Origin of the sequence: Fibrella arboris (assembly GCF_041321095.1) — a bacterium.
Lineage (GTDB): Bacteria > Bacteroidota > Bacteroidia > Cytophagales > Spirosomataceae > Fibrella > Fibrella arboris.
This window is the reverse complement of sequence record NZ_JBGGWE010000015.1, coordinates 42243-56809: the sequence shown is the minus strand read 5'-3', so window position 1 is coordinate 56809 and position 14567 is coordinate 42243. Positions and strand designations below refer to the sequence as shown.

General features: G+C 51.8%; 15 protein-coding genes. 10 read left to right on the top strand and 5 right to left on the bottom strand.

Translation table 11 applies throughout. From position 1 onward, the window contains the following. Nucleotides 1-114 precede the first annotated feature (114 nt). Nucleotides 115-723: a thioredoxin family protein gene (locus ACAW75_RS21825; protein WP_370730885.1), complete on the bottom strand. Its 609-nt coding sequence runs from the start codon at nt 721-723 to the stop codon at nt 115-117. A 198-nt stretch (nt 724-921) separates the two neighbouring features. On the opposite strand from ACAW75_RS21825, the gene ACAW75_RS21820 reads away from it, so the two are divergent. The 5 genes from ACAW75_RS21820 to ACAW75_RS21800 all read left to right on the top strand — a co-directional run bounded on the left by ACAW75_RS21820 (nt 922) and on the right by ACAW75_RS21800 (nt 7773). Beyond that, complete coding sequence (locus ACAW75_RS21820; protein WP_370730884.1) at nt 922-1539, top strand: TetR/AcrR family transcriptional regulator; 618 nt, start codon at nt 922-924, stop codon at nt 1537-1539. Nucleotides 1540-1588: 49 nt separating this feature from the next. After that, complete coding sequence (locus tag ACAW75_RS21815; protein ID WP_370730883.1) at nt 1589-2995, top strand: TolC family protein; 1407 nt, start codon at nt 1589-1591, stop codon at nt 2993-2995. A 6-nt stretch (nt 2996-3001) separates the two neighbouring features. Continuing rightward, nucleotides 3002-3433, top strand: coding sequence for a DUF3995 domain-containing protein (locus tag ACAW75_RS21810; protein WP_370730882.1), 432 nt, complete (start codon nt 3002-3004; stop codon nt 3431-3433). A gap of 53 nt (nt 3434-3486) precedes the next feature. Further along, complete coding sequence (locus ACAW75_RS21805; protein ID WP_370730881.1) at nt 3487-4560, top strand: efflux RND transporter periplasmic adaptor subunit; 1074 nt, start codon at nt 3487-3489, stop codon at nt 4558-4560. A gap of 126 nt (nt 4561-4686) precedes the next feature. Continuing rightward, nucleotides 4687-7773 (top strand): efflux RND transporter permease subunit, encoded by a 3087-nt coding sequence (locus ACAW75_RS21800; protein ID WP_370730880.1) that lies wholly within the window; start codon nt 4687-4689, stop codon nt 7771-7773. A gap of 18 nt (nt 7774-7791) precedes the next feature. Here ACAW75_RS21800 and ACAW75_RS21795 read toward each other — a convergent pair whose 3' ends face one another. Beyond that, complete coding sequence (locus tag ACAW75_RS21795) at nt 7792-8313, bottom strand: hypothetical protein (RefSeq protein WP_370730879.1); 522 nt, start codon at nt 8311-8313, stop codon at nt 7792-7794. Nucleotides 8314-8455: 142 nt separating this feature from the next. Beyond that, complete coding sequence (locus ACAW75_RS21790) at nt 8456-8932, bottom strand: hypothetical protein (protein WP_370730878.1); 477 nt, start codon at nt 8930-8932, stop codon at nt 8456-8458. A 383-nt stretch (nt 8933-9315) separates the two neighbouring features. Between ACAW75_RS21790 and ACAW75_RS21785 the strand changes: the two genes are divergently transcribed. Then, entirely contained in the window at nt 9316-9510 is a 195-nt protein-coding gene (locus tag ACAW75_RS21785) for a cold-shock protein (RefSeq protein WP_085412350.1), read from the top strand. A 303-nt stretch (nt 9511-9813) separates the two neighbouring features. Here ACAW75_RS21785 and ACAW75_RS21780 read toward each other — a convergent pair whose 3' ends face one another. Then, nucleotides 9814-10236, bottom strand: a complete 423-nt coding sequence (locus tag ACAW75_RS21780) for a hotdog fold thioesterase (RefSeq protein ID WP_370730877.1) — start codon at nt 10234-10236, stop codon at nt 9814-9816. A 64-nt stretch (nt 10237-10300) separates the two neighbouring features. On the opposite strand from ACAW75_RS21780, the gene ACAW75_RS21775 reads away from it, so the two are divergent. From ACAW75_RS21775 to ACAW75_RS21765, 3 genes are all read left to right on the top strand, one after another. Then, nucleotides 10301-10936, top strand: a complete 636-nt coding sequence (locus ACAW75_RS21775; protein WP_370730876.1) for a histidine phosphatase family protein — start codon at nt 10301-10303, stop codon at nt 10934-10936. 155 nt (nt 10937-11091) lie between these two features. Then, the gene (locus ACAW75_RS21770; protein ID WP_370730875.1) at nt 11092-12186 is read left to right on the top strand and encodes a sensor histidine kinase; all 1095 of its coding nucleotides are present in this window, start codon (nt 11092-11094) and stop codon (nt 12184-12186) included. 102 nt (nt 12187-12288) lie between these two features. After that, a complete protein-coding gene (locus ACAW75_RS21765) occupies nt 12289-13032 on the top strand; it encodes a LytR/AlgR family response regulator transcription factor (RefSeq protein WP_370730874.1) in 744 nt (247 codons plus the stop codon). 487 nt (nt 13033-13519) lie between these two features. On the opposite strand, the gene ACAW75_RS21760 is transcribed toward ACAW75_RS21765, so the two are convergent. Next, complete coding sequence (locus tag ACAW75_RS21760) at nt 13520-13681, bottom strand: lmo0937 family membrane protein (RefSeq protein WP_370730873.1); 162 nt, start codon at nt 13679-13681, stop codon at nt 13520-13522. 502 nt (nt 13682-14183) lie between these two features. Here ACAW75_RS21760 and ACAW75_RS21755 point away from each other — a divergent pair. Then, nucleotides 14184-14558, top strand: coding sequence for a response regulator (locus ACAW75_RS21755; RefSeq protein WP_370730872.1), 375 nt, complete (start codon nt 14184-14186; stop codon nt 14556-14558). Nucleotides 14559-14567: the final 9 nt, after the last annotated feature.

The window sequence follows — 14567 nt, the reverse complement described above, 5'->3', positions numbered from 1 at the left end:
TGCCAACGAGAAGCCGCAGGGTAGGAGAGTGCTAAGTCCTGACAGTCGTAAGTCGCCTTGCCTGGGTAGGCCTGGTTGGTGAGCGAAGCTGGTACGACTGTCCAGGCGCAGGATTTATTTCATTTTTATCGCACACCCGATGGCCTTTGTGAGGGGAGTAACCACTGGCTTACCGGCCAACAGACTGGTCACGGCGTCATCGACGTAGGTACGTTGCACGTTAGCGGCATCTTGCGGACTATCATCGATGCTACCGATGTACTCAACCGTGAAGCGTTCGCCAGCGCGTTTCAGTACATACACTTGCGGGGTACGGGTGGCACCGAATGCTCTGGCCACCGTCTGGGCCTCATCGAGCAGGTAGGGAAAGGGGTAATTCTTGGTTCGGGCGCGTACCTGCATTCGGTCAAAGCTGTCTTCTTCGTACAGGCTGGCATCGCTCGAAAGCAGCGCAATGACCGGGAACCCCTGTGGCCCAAATTTCCGGTCGAGGTTAATGATCCGATCTTCATACGCTTTCGAGAACGGACAGTGATTGCTGGTAAAAACAACAATTACGCCTTTCTGATTCTTATACTCATTGAGCGAAATTGTACGATTGTCGACGTTGGTAAGGGCGAAAGAGGCCGCTACATCGCCTAATGTGTAGCCGCTGGCTGGCCGTTGTGCCGTTGCTGGTAGTATAAGCATACCCAGCAGCAACGCCAGGAGGAATGGTTTCATGGTGATCGTGTTCACAACAGTTAGACAGCAATTAGGAGCAAAGTATTAACGAAAGAGGAGAAGACATCATGTCTATTGCCTGCCATGCATAATCTTCCTGAGCCTACATGCCGTTTACTCAATACAGCCAGTTAATCAGACCCGTATTTTTGATTTACTAAACACTGTTCAGTATGTTTGAGCCGTTAATCAGTCAATATGGGAATTGTTGAGCGGAAGGAGCGGGAGAAAGAGGAAATGCGTCGGCGGATTGTAGACGCTGCTCGTCATTTGTACGTAGAGAACGGGTACGAGAAGCTAAGCATTCGAGCCATTGCGGATGAAATTGAATACAGCCCGGCTACGATCTACCTCTACTTCAAAGATAAGAATGAAGTGTTGTATGCGATACATCAACAGGCGTTTGGCAAAATGATGGCTGATTTTCAGCCAATTATGAACCTGACTGATCCGTTTGAGAAGCTGGTGACAATGGGCAGGCGGTATACACAGTTCGCTGTGGAAAACCCTGAACTATTTGACGTGATGTTTATCATTACTGCGCCCATGGAAACACTGGAGTGCCGCGAAGACATCTGGACCGAAGGCCGGATATCGTTCAATATGCTGGTGCAAGTGGTACAGGAGTGCATCAACGCGGGAATTTTTCAGCCGCAGGATGCCGAGGTCGCAGCCATGATGATCTGGAGTACCATTCACGGGTATACGGCCCTGTTTATTCGTAAACGGATGAGTATGTTCACCGACGAGCGGCGGGCGGAGCTGATGGATAAAGCCTTTACACTCTTCTGCGATACGCTTAAAAAAGGGCTCTGATATTTTTTTGCTCTTTTACTAAACACTGTTCATTAACTATGATACGATCATGAATCAGGTTTTACTGTACATCGTAGCCTTTCTTCTCTGTTCGCTGCCTGGATGGACGCAACCTCAGTTGGCCGGGCCGGGTACGTTGTCCCTGCTGGATGGGTACGTGCAGGAGGGGTTGCAAAATAACCTGGCTTTGAAACAGGAAAGGCTGGACATGGCCCGGGTGACCGAATCATTGAATCAGGCACGGTCACTGTTTTATCCACGAGTGGCGTTCAACCCGACCTATTCAGTCGCGGCGGGCGGGCGTCGGCTCGAATTTCCAGTGGGCGATCTGCTGAATCCTGCTTATGCAGCCCTCAACAAGCTGACCGGGTCCGACAAGTTTCCTACGAATATCCCAAACGTCGATCAACTGCTGGCACCCAACGATTTTCACGACACGAAAATAGCCGTTCAGTATGCACTTTATAACACGGATATTCAGTATAATTACTTGATTCAGAAGAGCTTGTTGTCGGCGCAGGAAGCCCGCAGGCGGGTGGCCGAAAACGAGGTTCGCTACACGATCCAGACGGCTTATTACCAGTATCTGCAAACACTCGAAGGGCTACGTATTTTCGATAACGCCCGTAGTACGCTTCGTGAACTGGCTCGCCTGAATGAGAAGCTGGTGACCAATAATGTAGCCACCAGAGAGGTAGTGACACAAGCCCGGTATGAACTAAGCAAGATTGATCAGCAGGTAGCTATGGCTGAACGTAACCGGGAAGCGGCGCATGCCTATTTCAATTTCCTGCTCAATCGTGATCTGATGACGCCCATTCAGATCGATTCTACGTTGGCAGTGGTGACAGCTACTTCCGAACAGACGCCCGTGGCACAATCAGCAGCGGGGTTGAATAGCCTGCAACAGGCTGCCGTGCGTAACCGACAGGAGGTGAGCCAACTGGGCTATTCACTGGCAGCGGCACAAACGGCGGTGAAGCTGAACGAGGCAAACGCGGCCATTCCTACTCTATACGTTGGCGGTAACGTTGGTTTTCAGGGCTACGGCTATACGTTCCGTAACCAGGGCTATGCGTTGGCGCAGGTTGGGTTGCAATGGGACCTGTTTCGCGGGTACGAAAAACGCTCGAAAATTCAGCAGGCCAAGATCCAGGCTCAACTGTTGCAGACACGGCAGACAGAGCTGGAACGACAGATTCAGCTACAGGTTGTGCAGGCGTATTATGATGTAAACGCGGCTCAGGAAAGCCTGAAAGCAACTCAATCTGGTGCGGCCAATGCCGAGCAGACGTTCCGTATCCTGGATAGCAAATACCGAAATGGCCAGGCTCTGCTTATTGAATTTCTGCGGGCGCAGAATGATCGGCTTACGGTGCAACTGCAACAGTCGCTGGCCCGTATGGACGTGCTTATCAAACGCGCAGCCCTTGATCGGGTGGTAGCCGTAAACTAGACCAGCATGATACCTGCTTTACTGAATACCGCGCTTCTGCTCACGATCAGCGGGCTTCACCTGTACTGGGCGTTTGGTGGAAAATGGGGTGTCGCCGTAGCCATTCCGGAATTGGCAAAGACGCCGGGTGCTAAGGTCGTCAGGCCGGGCCCCGGTATGACGCTGGCCGTCGCGGTTGGCCTGGCCTGCATGGCTGGTCTGCATCTGTATAAAATTGGCTGGCTGGCGGTCTCGCTACCCACCTGGCTTGAGCAATACGGGTTGTGGCTTGTCGGCGCTATTTTCTTTCTGCGCGTTATCGGCGACTTCAGGTACGTTGGTTTCTTCAAACGAGTCACCGACACGCCCTTTGCCCAAATGGACACCGCCTACTACATCCCACTCTGCCTTATTATCAGCATCAGTGCCTTCTGGACGGCTGTTTCAGCGGCCTCATAACCCATTATCCCGTTACTACCCCTTTCCGGGGAAAACCCCAACTGACTACCCACATGAAATGTAGCTACTCTCTTTATTCACTTCTGCTAGCCATTGCGCTTTGGAGTTGCGGCGGCAAGCAGCCGGGCGAATCGGCCGCTTCGTCGCCTGCCGATTCAACGGGCGCGTCTGAAGCCTCAGTTATACCCGTGCGGCTGGCGGCGGTCCAGTCTGTTGAACGAGCCGAGCCGGTAGTGGCGTCAGGCCTTGTTTCGTCGTCGGAAGAAGCGCGGTTGTCATTTAAAGTCGGTGGCATCGTCAATAAATTGTCTGTCAACGAAGGGCAGGCGGTTCGGAAAGGACAACTGCTGGCTACGCTGAACCTGATCGAGATCGATGCCCAGGTAGCCCAGGCACAGTTGGCCCAGGAAAAAGCCGAGCGTGATTTGGGGCGTGTCAGGAAACTCTATGCCGACACAGCCGCCACGCTCGAACAGCTTCAGAATGCCACCACAGGTAGTAAAATAGCCAGTCAGAACCTCACTATCGCGCAGTTTAACCGTGGCTATGCCCAAATTCGGGCCTCGGTCGATGGCACCGTAACGCGTAAACTGGTCAATGAAGGGGAGTTTGTGGCCGCTGGCGCTGGCGTATACCTGATTTCGGGCAACCGCCGCTCTGATTGGGTTGTCCGTGTAGGAATTTCTGATAAAGACTGGGCACGCCTCAAACTGGGTGATCGCGCTGCTATTCGCCTGGACGCATACCCCGATCAGGCGCTTGCCGGTACCATCAGCGAACTGGCGCAGGCCGCTGACCCTACGACTAAGCTGTATGAAGTAGAAGTTCGGCTGGCTGGCAGTAGTGTAAAACTGGCTCCCGGCCTGTTCGCAAAAATAACGCTGACCCCCGCCCGGCAACGTACCTACAGCCTGGTCCCGATCGAAGCTATTGTGGAAGGAAACGGTAAAGATGGCTTTGTGTACCTGCTGGAAACCGACCGTCGGCATGTCAGGAAACAACCCGTTCAGATCGGGTATATCAATGGCGAGAACGTACTGCTAACCAGTGGACTGACGGCTAGTAGCCAGGTAATTACGGCGGGGTCGGCCTATCTGACAGAGGCTTCCTTGGTTGCCGTGAAATGACTGTTCACCACTAAATAGAACACAGATCAAGCAGGCAGGACAGATCGGCGCCAATCGAGTGTAGTTCGCTTCTCGATTCATCGGCGTAAATCCCGTCAGATCCGCTCAATCCGCGTCCCATCCATTATGTCATTAGCCGAATTTTCCGTCAAGAACTGGCAATTTATGCTGGTGCTGTTTATTGCGGTAGTGGCCCTGGGGGCCAATTCACTGCTGAATATGCCGCGGGGCGAGGACCCCGAATTTACGGCGCCTCAATTTGCCGTCATTTTCGTGTATCCCGGTACCGATGCCGAGGATATGGAAGAACTGGTGGCTGACCCCGTCGAAGCCCGGTTTAATGCACTCGATAACATGGACCATGTGATTACCAGCATCGAAGATGGGTTGGTTGTGGCGCGGGTCGAGTATGAATATAGCCAGGATCCGGACGAAAAATACCAGGAAATGGTCCGCGAGGTCAATGCCCTGCGCGCCGAACTGCCAGCCGATATTTTCAGAATCGAAATCAGGAAGTTCTCGCCCACCGATGTCAGCATCGTACAGGTGGCGCTCCAGTCAGAGGTGGCCTCAGATAAAGAGCTGGGCGAACAGGCCGACCGGTTGAAAGAACAACTGGAGAAAGTGAAATCGCTGAAAAACGTTGCCAGCTGGGGTTTCCCGAAAACAACCGTGCGGATTTCACTGAACATCGAAAAAATGGCGCAGGCGGGTATTGCCGTCAACCGGGTACTGGGCGCGTTGCAGGCCGAAAATCTCACTATTCCGGCTGGTAGCCTACAGGCAGGCACGCGTAAGTTCAACGTGAAAACCTCGGGCGATTATCAGTCGCTGGATGATATTCGAAACACCATTGTATTGACCACCGGGCAGAAGGCGATCTACCTGCGCGATATTGCCGACGTAGACCTGAACAATGAAGACCAGACCTACATCACACGGCTCAATGGCCACCGGGCGGTGCTGGTCACAGCGGCCCAGAAAGCAGGGGCCAACATTGAGAAAGTAGGCGATCAGCTACGACCGGTCATCGAGCGGTTCAGCAACACCTTACCATCACACATCGTACTGACCAAGAATTTCGATCAGGCTGCCAGCGTCAGCACGCGGCTGTCGCGCTTCGCCAAAGATTTCGGTATTGCTATTCTGCTGGTCTCGCTGACGCTGCTGCCGCTGGGTTTTCGGGCCGCTTCTGTCGTGATGATCTCTATTCCGCTGTCGTTGGCGATCGGGCTGGCGTTGCTGGGTACGTTCGGGTTCAGTATCAATCAGCTGAGCATTGTTGGATTCATTGTTGCGCTCGGTATTCTGGTTGATGACAGCATTGTGGTAGTCGAAAATATTGAGCGTTATCTACGCGAAGGTTACCCCAAACGCGACGCGGCCATTAAGGCTACCAGCCAGATCACGCTGGCCGTTATCGGGTGTACGGCCACCCTCGTATTGGCGTTCCTGCCGCTTATGTTTTTGCCGGAGGGGTCGGGCGATTTCATCCGGTCGTTGCCCACGGCTGTGGTCACCACGGTCGTAGCGTCGCTGGTTGTGTCGCTGACAATCGTGCCGTTTTTAAGCAGCCGCCTGCTAAAACACAACCACAACCCCGAGGGCAACTGGTTTCTGCGGGGGCTGAAACGGGTCATCAGCGTATCGTACCGCCCGTTGCTCAATACCGGTCTGCGTTTCCCGAAACTAACGCTGCTGATGGCGGCCTTGCTGTTTGCTGGTTCGCTGATGCTGTTTAAACAAGTAGGTTTCGCGCTGTTTCCCGCCTCAGAAAAGCCACAGTTCATGATCAACATCGAAACTGGCGATGGCAGTAGTTTGCCCGAGACCAACCGCGTGGCCCGTTACGTGGAAGACGTGCTAAAGCGCGAGAAAGCAGTCCAGTATTTTACCAGCAACGTGGGTAAAGGCAATCCCCGTATCTACTATAACATTGTTCAACGGAGTGAGTCGGCCAATTTTGCGCAGCTGTTTGTGCAACTTCAGCCCAGCACAAAAACCGTGGCCAAGCAGCGTGTCATTGATCGGCTTCGCGAGCAGTTGGCCAGTTACCCCAATGCTAAAATCGAAGTAAAAGATTTCGAGCAGGGGCCAGCGCAGGAAGCGCCCGTTGCCATTCGGATTTTCGGCGATAACCTCGACAGCCTGCGTACCCAGGCCGCCCGCGTGGAGCAGGTGTTCCGGCAAACGCCTGGGTTGATTTACATCAATAATCCATTGGCTACCCGGAAAACGGATTTGCGCGTGCGAATCAATAAAGAGAAAGCCGGGCTGTTAGGGCTATCGATCGCTGACGTGAACCGGACAATCAGGCTGGCGGTGGCTGGCTTGAACATAGGTACGTTCAAAGACCCCGAAACGTCGGATGATTACGTCATGAATGTAACGGCAGGTGGCAACCGGCTAGCCAGCGGGGCTGTAACGCAGGAGGCGTTGAACAACCTGTATGTAAACAGCCTGACAGGGGGAGCCGTGCCGCTTCGCCAGATAGCTGACCTGCAGTTCGAGACCGGCACCAGCCAGATCCGGCATTACGATAAAGACAGGTACGTATCGATCACTGGCTTTGTTAAAACCGGTTATCTGGTCGACAACGTCTTTACCGACGTGTTGAATGAACTGGGCACCATGTCGTTTCCGAAAGGCTTTTCGTACAAGGCGGCTGGTGAACTGGAAAGCCGGGAGAAATCGTTCGGTGGGCTGGGCACCATTATCCTGATTACGGCTTTTGGCTTTCTGGCCGTGCTGGTACTTGAGTTTGGTACGTTCAAAAGTTCACTGATTGTACTGTCGGTGATTCCACTGGGCGTTATCGGGGCCATTGCGGCCTTGCTGGCAACGGGCAATCCCTTCTCGTTCGTAGCCATTATCGGCCTGATAGCCCTGATTGGCATTGAGGTGAAAAATTCGATTCTTCTGGTCGACTTCACCAATCAACTGCGCGAAGAAGGTATGCCCCTCGAGGCGGCTATCCGTGAAGCGGGCGAGGTGCGTTTCGTCCCCATTGTGCTCACGTCACTAACGGCCATTGGTGGTTTAATTCCACTGGCTATCGAGCAAAACCCGCTCTACAGCCCACTGGCCTGGGTGCTCATCGGTGGGCTGATTTCCAGTACGTTATTGTCGCGCATTGTCACGCCAGTGCTGTATAAACTGCTTCCGCCGAAGGTAGAACAGCCAGTGAAGCAGGAAGCGCTGGTGCTGGCGTAGGGCTGGGTACGTCACCGCTTACAACGTACCCGTCAAGGTTTTACCGGCTGGGTACGTTAGTTCGGTAATACGCCAGCGGCCTGCTGTTTGGGCCAGGTCAACGCGCACTTCGGCTGGTTTGCCTGCGCTCAGGTACGTTACGTACACGATGGCCCGCGACCCGCCCACGGCCGCTGGCTCCACCCACGTTTTGGAAACGGTGGCATCGGGTGCATTGAACAGTGGATTCACATTGGGGGCCTTATAACCCGGTTGTGAAACGCGCTTCCAAATCTTATCGGCCACATCCCGGGCAAAAAACTGGTCGATGATCGTACCGTCTTTTGTTTCGCGGAAGGGGTTATCGGTTTTGTTATGTTCGAAATAAAGGGCGCGCACCAGCCGATCGGCAGCCGAACGGGGCGCATCGGGGCCAGGTCGTTTGGCAAGGGTGGCTGCGCTGTCAGCGGGGACTGCGCTGTTCTGACCGGCAGGCTTTTTGGAGTCGCAAGCGAAAAGGACCGTTACCAGGAGGGCCGTCAGTAGAAAAGGCGTTTTCATACAGGTGCTGTTTAGGAGCAGAAAGGTACAGAATGTCGGCTAAAATTGGCCGCGTAGTCCGGGTAGCCAACGGGCAAAAAAAGCCCCGTCCAGCAAACCGGGCGGGGCATATCATGAAAGGTGGATCTATCGGAAAGCCTTACTACCAGCGGCGGCCAGTGGGTGGTGACCAGTCGCGGTCTGAATTACCGCGGCCCTGGGCATAACTGCCCTGATTGTAGGACCGGTATTGTTCAAAAGCAAATAATCGGTTCCGCTGGGCGGGCGTCAGGATCTGGAGCACGTCCTGGCTTTTCTGCCAGAGTATTCGTTGCTGCGCGCCCGGGTTGCGGAAAGCCTGGCTCATTTCACGGTCGTAATAATTCTCGATCGTCAGCAGGTCTTTTTTCTGCCGCCGCGACAAGTCAACGATCCGGTCGAGTTCACGCACCTTGAATAGATCCTGACGGCGATCCGCATCGTATCGGCCTCCGCCCTGGTTCCCGTAGCCGGGTCCGTTATAGCGGGGGTCGGTATTGTTATATGGGGTATGGTCGTAGCGAGCGTTGGGTTGTTGTGCTAACGTTGCTCCGCCTGTCAGCGTGACCAGTATGGCGGCAAAAAGCAGGGGACTGTTCATGAGAATAAGCGTTTATCAAGTGATGTAAAACAGACAAGCAGATCGTTGCAACGGAATCTATGGATTAGAGAGACGCCGCTGACAAAGGTTTAATGACCGCTTAAAAAGTTTTGCCAACACGCCGATCGGCTACTTATTGTCTTGCGAAGCCGGTATACGCTAACAAAAATCTTTGGCTATTTTCCGTATTTGTGGAACCTTATCCAAAAAATGCCGTTTTTTGTACGATGCTTCTTTTTTCATTTGTGGGAAGCTACCACACTGTCTGACAAATTGCGCTCAGTTGCTTACCAAGTACTCTTGTTTGCGTCTTTGGTTCCCTGTTTTGCATCTTTTGTAGAAAAGTGTTTTTTTTAAGTTTTCAATTTTTATCGTTTACAATCATGCAAACAGGAGTAGTAAAGTTCTTTAATGAGAGCAAGGGTTTTGGTTTCATCGTCGATGACGAGTCAAAAAAAGACATTTTCGTACACATCACTGGCCTGAACGGGCTGACCATTCGTGAGAATGACCAGGTGTCATACGAAATCGTTGATGGCAAAAAAGGCCTCAACGCCGTTAACGTGAAGAAAATGTAGAGAAGCGGGGTAACCCGTTCTTTCTATAAATCATAAAAACCCCACTCTGTCTCAGAGTGGGGTTTTTTTATTGCCTGGTAAACGTGGCGCTACAGCACCGGGATCAGCCCTTTACCAACGGCGGCGATGAGTCGAATAGCAGCCAGCACACAGGCGTCAGAAGCGCCTGTGTCAATGGTGTGAACGCACACACATTTCGCCGCCGTTAAGCGCCGGTATCACGAGGCTCGTCAGCTCAAAAAACGTCAGGAGAAACGACAGCACCAGGCCAGTGCTGTTGATCCGCAAACCAGCTGGTACAGATCAGATTTTATTGGTAATCACGGCGATGGTCAACCGGCTGATACACACCAGCCGTTCCTGTTCATCGGTGATGCGAATATCCCAGACATGCGTAGTACGACCAATATGAATGGGTGTGCATTTTCCGTATACCCACCCCGAGCTCACCGATCGGATATGATTGGCATTGATCTCGAGGCCAACAGCTCGTTGTGTGGTTGGGTCGGGAAGCCGAAGTACCGACGCTATGCTGCCCAACGATTCGGCCAAGACGACGGACGCGCCACCATGTAAAATGCCGAAGGGCTGATGGGTACGTTCGTCGACTGGCATGCGTGCCGTCACATACTGATCGGTAGCTTCCAGAAACTCGATGCCAAGGTGACCAACAAGCGATCTTTTATTGAGCTCAATAAAGTTCTCTAGTGTTAAGGTAGGCTTCATATTACGCTGATTTATCTGTAATTTTGCGGCCAAATTAGTCTAGCTTCAGGTAACAACAACCGCTTTGGCACATAAAGACATTTACATAATTCGCCACGGTGAAACCGATTACAACCGCCGGGGTATTGTGCAGGGCAGTGGGGTCGATGCCGATCTGAACGAGATGGGCCGTGCTCAGGCAATGGCGTTCTTTCAGGCCTATCAACATGTGCCATTCGCCAAAATTTATACGTCTACGCTGGTACGTACCTATCAGACTGTTGAGCCGTTCATCGAGTTGGGAATCCCCTACGAAAAACTGTCGGGGCTGAACGAGATCAGCTGGGGAATTATGGAAGGTAAAATTCCGAACACCCTCGCCGATGATTATTTTCGGAACCTCATCGAAAACTGGTCGGCGGGTAATACGTCTATGCCAACCGAGCAGGGTGAAAGCCCCGAGGATGTTGTTGCCAGACAACGCCCGGCAATGGCTCACATACTGGCTCAGGCCGATGAATCACCAGTACTGGTAGCTATGCACGGCCGGGCTATGCGTATTTTGCTTTCCTGGTTGCTAAACAAACCGTTGGCCCGAATGGACGAGTTTGAACACAGCAACCTGTGCCTCTATAAGCTGACTTACCGCCCCGAAACGGCTTCGTTTACGCTGGATATTGCGAATGACACAGCGCATTTGCTGGCTGTAAACACGTTTTAACGGGTTAAAGACGCAGGCTGTCTTATCAGCAAGCTTTCGCCTCTCTTTTCGACCGCTTATCCAGACATAAGGCGGTTTCCCACAAAGCGCACCCGTTTTAGGGCTTTGTTACGTAGTTTCGTTAGTAGGCCTGCTATAGGTTTACTTTCTCTTGCATGTCGAAACAACGTATATACTGGTTTTGCCAGATCGTCGGCTGGACACTGCTCATCATGGTTGATTTCATCATCTACTGGATCGATGATGGCTTCAAGCCAGAGGTGTTCTACCTGGCCATTGCCGACATTATGCTGGGTATAAGCCTCACTCACCTCTATCGCCTCACTATTCAGCGTTGGAACTGGGTGCGTTTACCATTCATTCAGTTAGTACCCCGCGTGCTGGCGTCGGTGATTGTGCTGGCGTTTATCATGTCGGTCATCAACGTACCTGTAGACCTGGAGCTGATCATGAACCAGCAACTGCATGGGCTGTCGTTTTTCATGGCTACCATGGTCAGTTGGGTGAAAACGATGTTAGCCTGGGTACTCAGCTACACGGCTTACCATTACGTAGAACGTACCCGGCAGGCCGAAATAGAGAAGATTCTGTTGAAGTCATCCATTCGCGAAACGGAGGCAAAAGTGCTGCGGTCGCAACTTAACCCGCACTTTATGTTCAATGCGCTCAACAGCATTCGGGCACTGGTGTATGAAAATCCGCAAAAGGCACAGCAGGGCATTACACAACTCTCGAATATTTTACGCAATTCGCTGCTGGCCGATCGCCGGAAAACAGTTGAACTGCGCGAAGAGATAAAGACTGTGCAGGACTATCTGGCGCTGGAAAAAGTACGCTACGAAGAGCGGCTCGACTGCCGGGTAACGGTTGACCCCCAGGCAAGCTACTGGCAGGTGCCCCCCATGATGTTACAGACATTGGTTGAAAATGCCATAAAGCACGGTGTTTCCAAAGATGTGAACGGTGGTTTCGTTGAGCTTGTTGGCCGCATTGTAACCGGCACATCGGGCCGCGATGAGCTGCATATTCGCATTCGGAACACAGGTACGTTGTTGGCCGAACCGGGTGATAAACAGACGTCGGGCGGCTTTGGACTGAAGAACACCTCGCAACGCCTCGACCTGCTATACGGTCCCGAAGCCTATTTCACTATTGAGCAGGAAGCTCCCGGCGTAGTGGTTGCTAACGTACAGATTCCTCAACACTCAGACAGTATTTTTAAACCCGAACGAGACACCATACACCAGTGAACAGCGATCAGTTATCAAGTATCGGCCTTGCTTAGGTATGGCAACCTCGCCTCTGCGTAAAGAAGCCTGATACCTGCTGCTTGTTCATTGACACCTGTTTTTATGAGAACCATAATCATTGATGATGAGCGGCTCGCCCGCAGTGAACTGCGCCGCCTGCTCGAAAACTTCCCCAAGGTCAATATCGTAGGCGAGGCTGCCAATGCCGATGAAGCGCTACCCATGATTGAGGAACTTCAGCCAGACCTGTTATTCCTGGATATTCAGATGCCGGGCAAAAATGGGTTTGAACTGTTACAGGCAATTGAAGGGAAAGCACCAGAGGTTGTGTTTACCACAGCCTACGACGAATACGCCATTAAAGCGTTTGAATTCAATGCGCTCGATTACCTGCTAAAGCCAGTCGACCTGTCGAGGTTGAGCGAGGCGATCCACCGGGTCGAAGAAGAATTGCACCAGAGCAGTATAGCCGAACGCCCCGGCACGGTTAAAGATCACACCAAACTACTCGGGGAAGCCGATCAGGTCTTTGTAAAAGACGGCGAGAAATGCTGGTTTGTGAAACTGGGTAAAGTGCGGCTTTTTGAGTCGATGGGTAACTATGTGCGCCTGTACTTTGATGATCAGAAGCCGCTTGTGCTGAAATCACTGAATGCCCTGGAAGACAGACTCGACCCAGCCACTTATTTCCGGGCCAATCGTAAGCATATTATCAACCTGCAATGGATCGAAAAGATCGAGCCCTGGTTTAGTGGTGGGCTGCTGGTTACGTTGCGTGGCAGTAATGATAAGATCGAGATCAGCCGCCGTCAGGCCATCCGGTTCAAAGAAATGTTGAGTCTGTAAAGGATTGTTACTGGCTAAGAAGCTGTTTGAGTTCAAAATCGTCGCGTAGCCGCACCGGCGGACCGGACCTAATGTTTGTAGTCAATAATTTTCTTCATAATGATTTCCGTCGCGTAGCGACCTAACAATCTAGCGTTTTGTTGGGTCCGGTCCGCCGGTGCGGCTACGCGACGATTTTGCTAACCCGAACAGCTTCTAAAGTCGCGCACGGCACCAGCCGTGCGTGTAGTTAACTTCTATCACCCTGTAAAGAGGAGTAAACCAATCAGCCTGGTTTTTCTGACGACACGGCTGGTGCCGTGCGCGACTAAAAATAAAAATCCCTGCGTTCAAACTGACGCAGGGATTCCGTACCCACCGTAACTTGTACTTAACCTAAAATGAAACCATAAGAGCGAACTCTTACCAAACCTAAACGTACCACTATGTTTAGAATCAATGTTGAAGTGGCCTGTTCGATTAGTGAACTACGCTAGCGGCAGATGCCTCAAACGCCACGCCCACTAATCAGCCGAAACAGTACCGCTATGATCGCTATAACTAGTAGAGCGTGAATCAATCCCCCCATTCCAAAGCTACCGAATCCGAAGAAACCAAGCGCCCAGATGATGACTAAGATCACCGCAATAGTGTACAGCAAATTTCCCATAACGTTCGTGTTGTTGAGTAAATCAGAAAGCGAATAACTTTCAATCTGTATACTCCTTTTGAAAATTCCGTGCCAGTTCACGGCAGACCTCAATCAGAAAGATAAAAATAGGCGCCCATTGAATGAAAATGAGGCACATAGGCTGATTATCGCGTTTTTCAAGCCACGTCTGCTTTCTGGCGGGCCAGTGTGTATTGTAGAATATATTCCCCAATATGGCGCCACCTGATAGGCAACAAATCCACACTTTTCCCCAATGGGGCCGGGAGGTGCATCAGTCAGGTATTGATGTTGCTTTGTGCGAAGATAGCTAACTGCTTCAATACGGGTCATTTACCCCCACCGCTGCTGCATATTACAGGGCAAACGTAATTTAGGCATCATATTTTATAGTAAGAAGCTGACAACGAAGAGTTACAATTTACGTGGACATACTATGAATGGGGCACGAATAGGAGGGGCGATAACAAATTATACCTTCAGATCAGCCATTAATACCAATATGACAACTACGAAGCATGTATTGATAGTAGATGATGAGGCTGATATTTGCCTGCTGCTATCTGGGTTGCTTCGTCGGCTAGGTTACCAGCCTACATGCGCGCATTACTTGGAAGAAGGTCGGCAGTGTTTGACTCGTCAGCATTTTGACGCTATATTTCTTGACCTGAATTTGCCGGATGGCATTGGGTTTGACCTATTGCCAACCATTAAGGCTGGCTTTCCACTGACTGAGAGTCCAAAAGTGGTAATGATCAGTGCGTTTGATGGTATGGCCGAACGGAAGCGGGCCAGCGATCAAGGAGCCGATTATTTCATGGGTAAGCCATTTACCCGTAAGACAGTAGAACAAGCATTGGAGTCCATACAAGTTTAGCTGCATCTT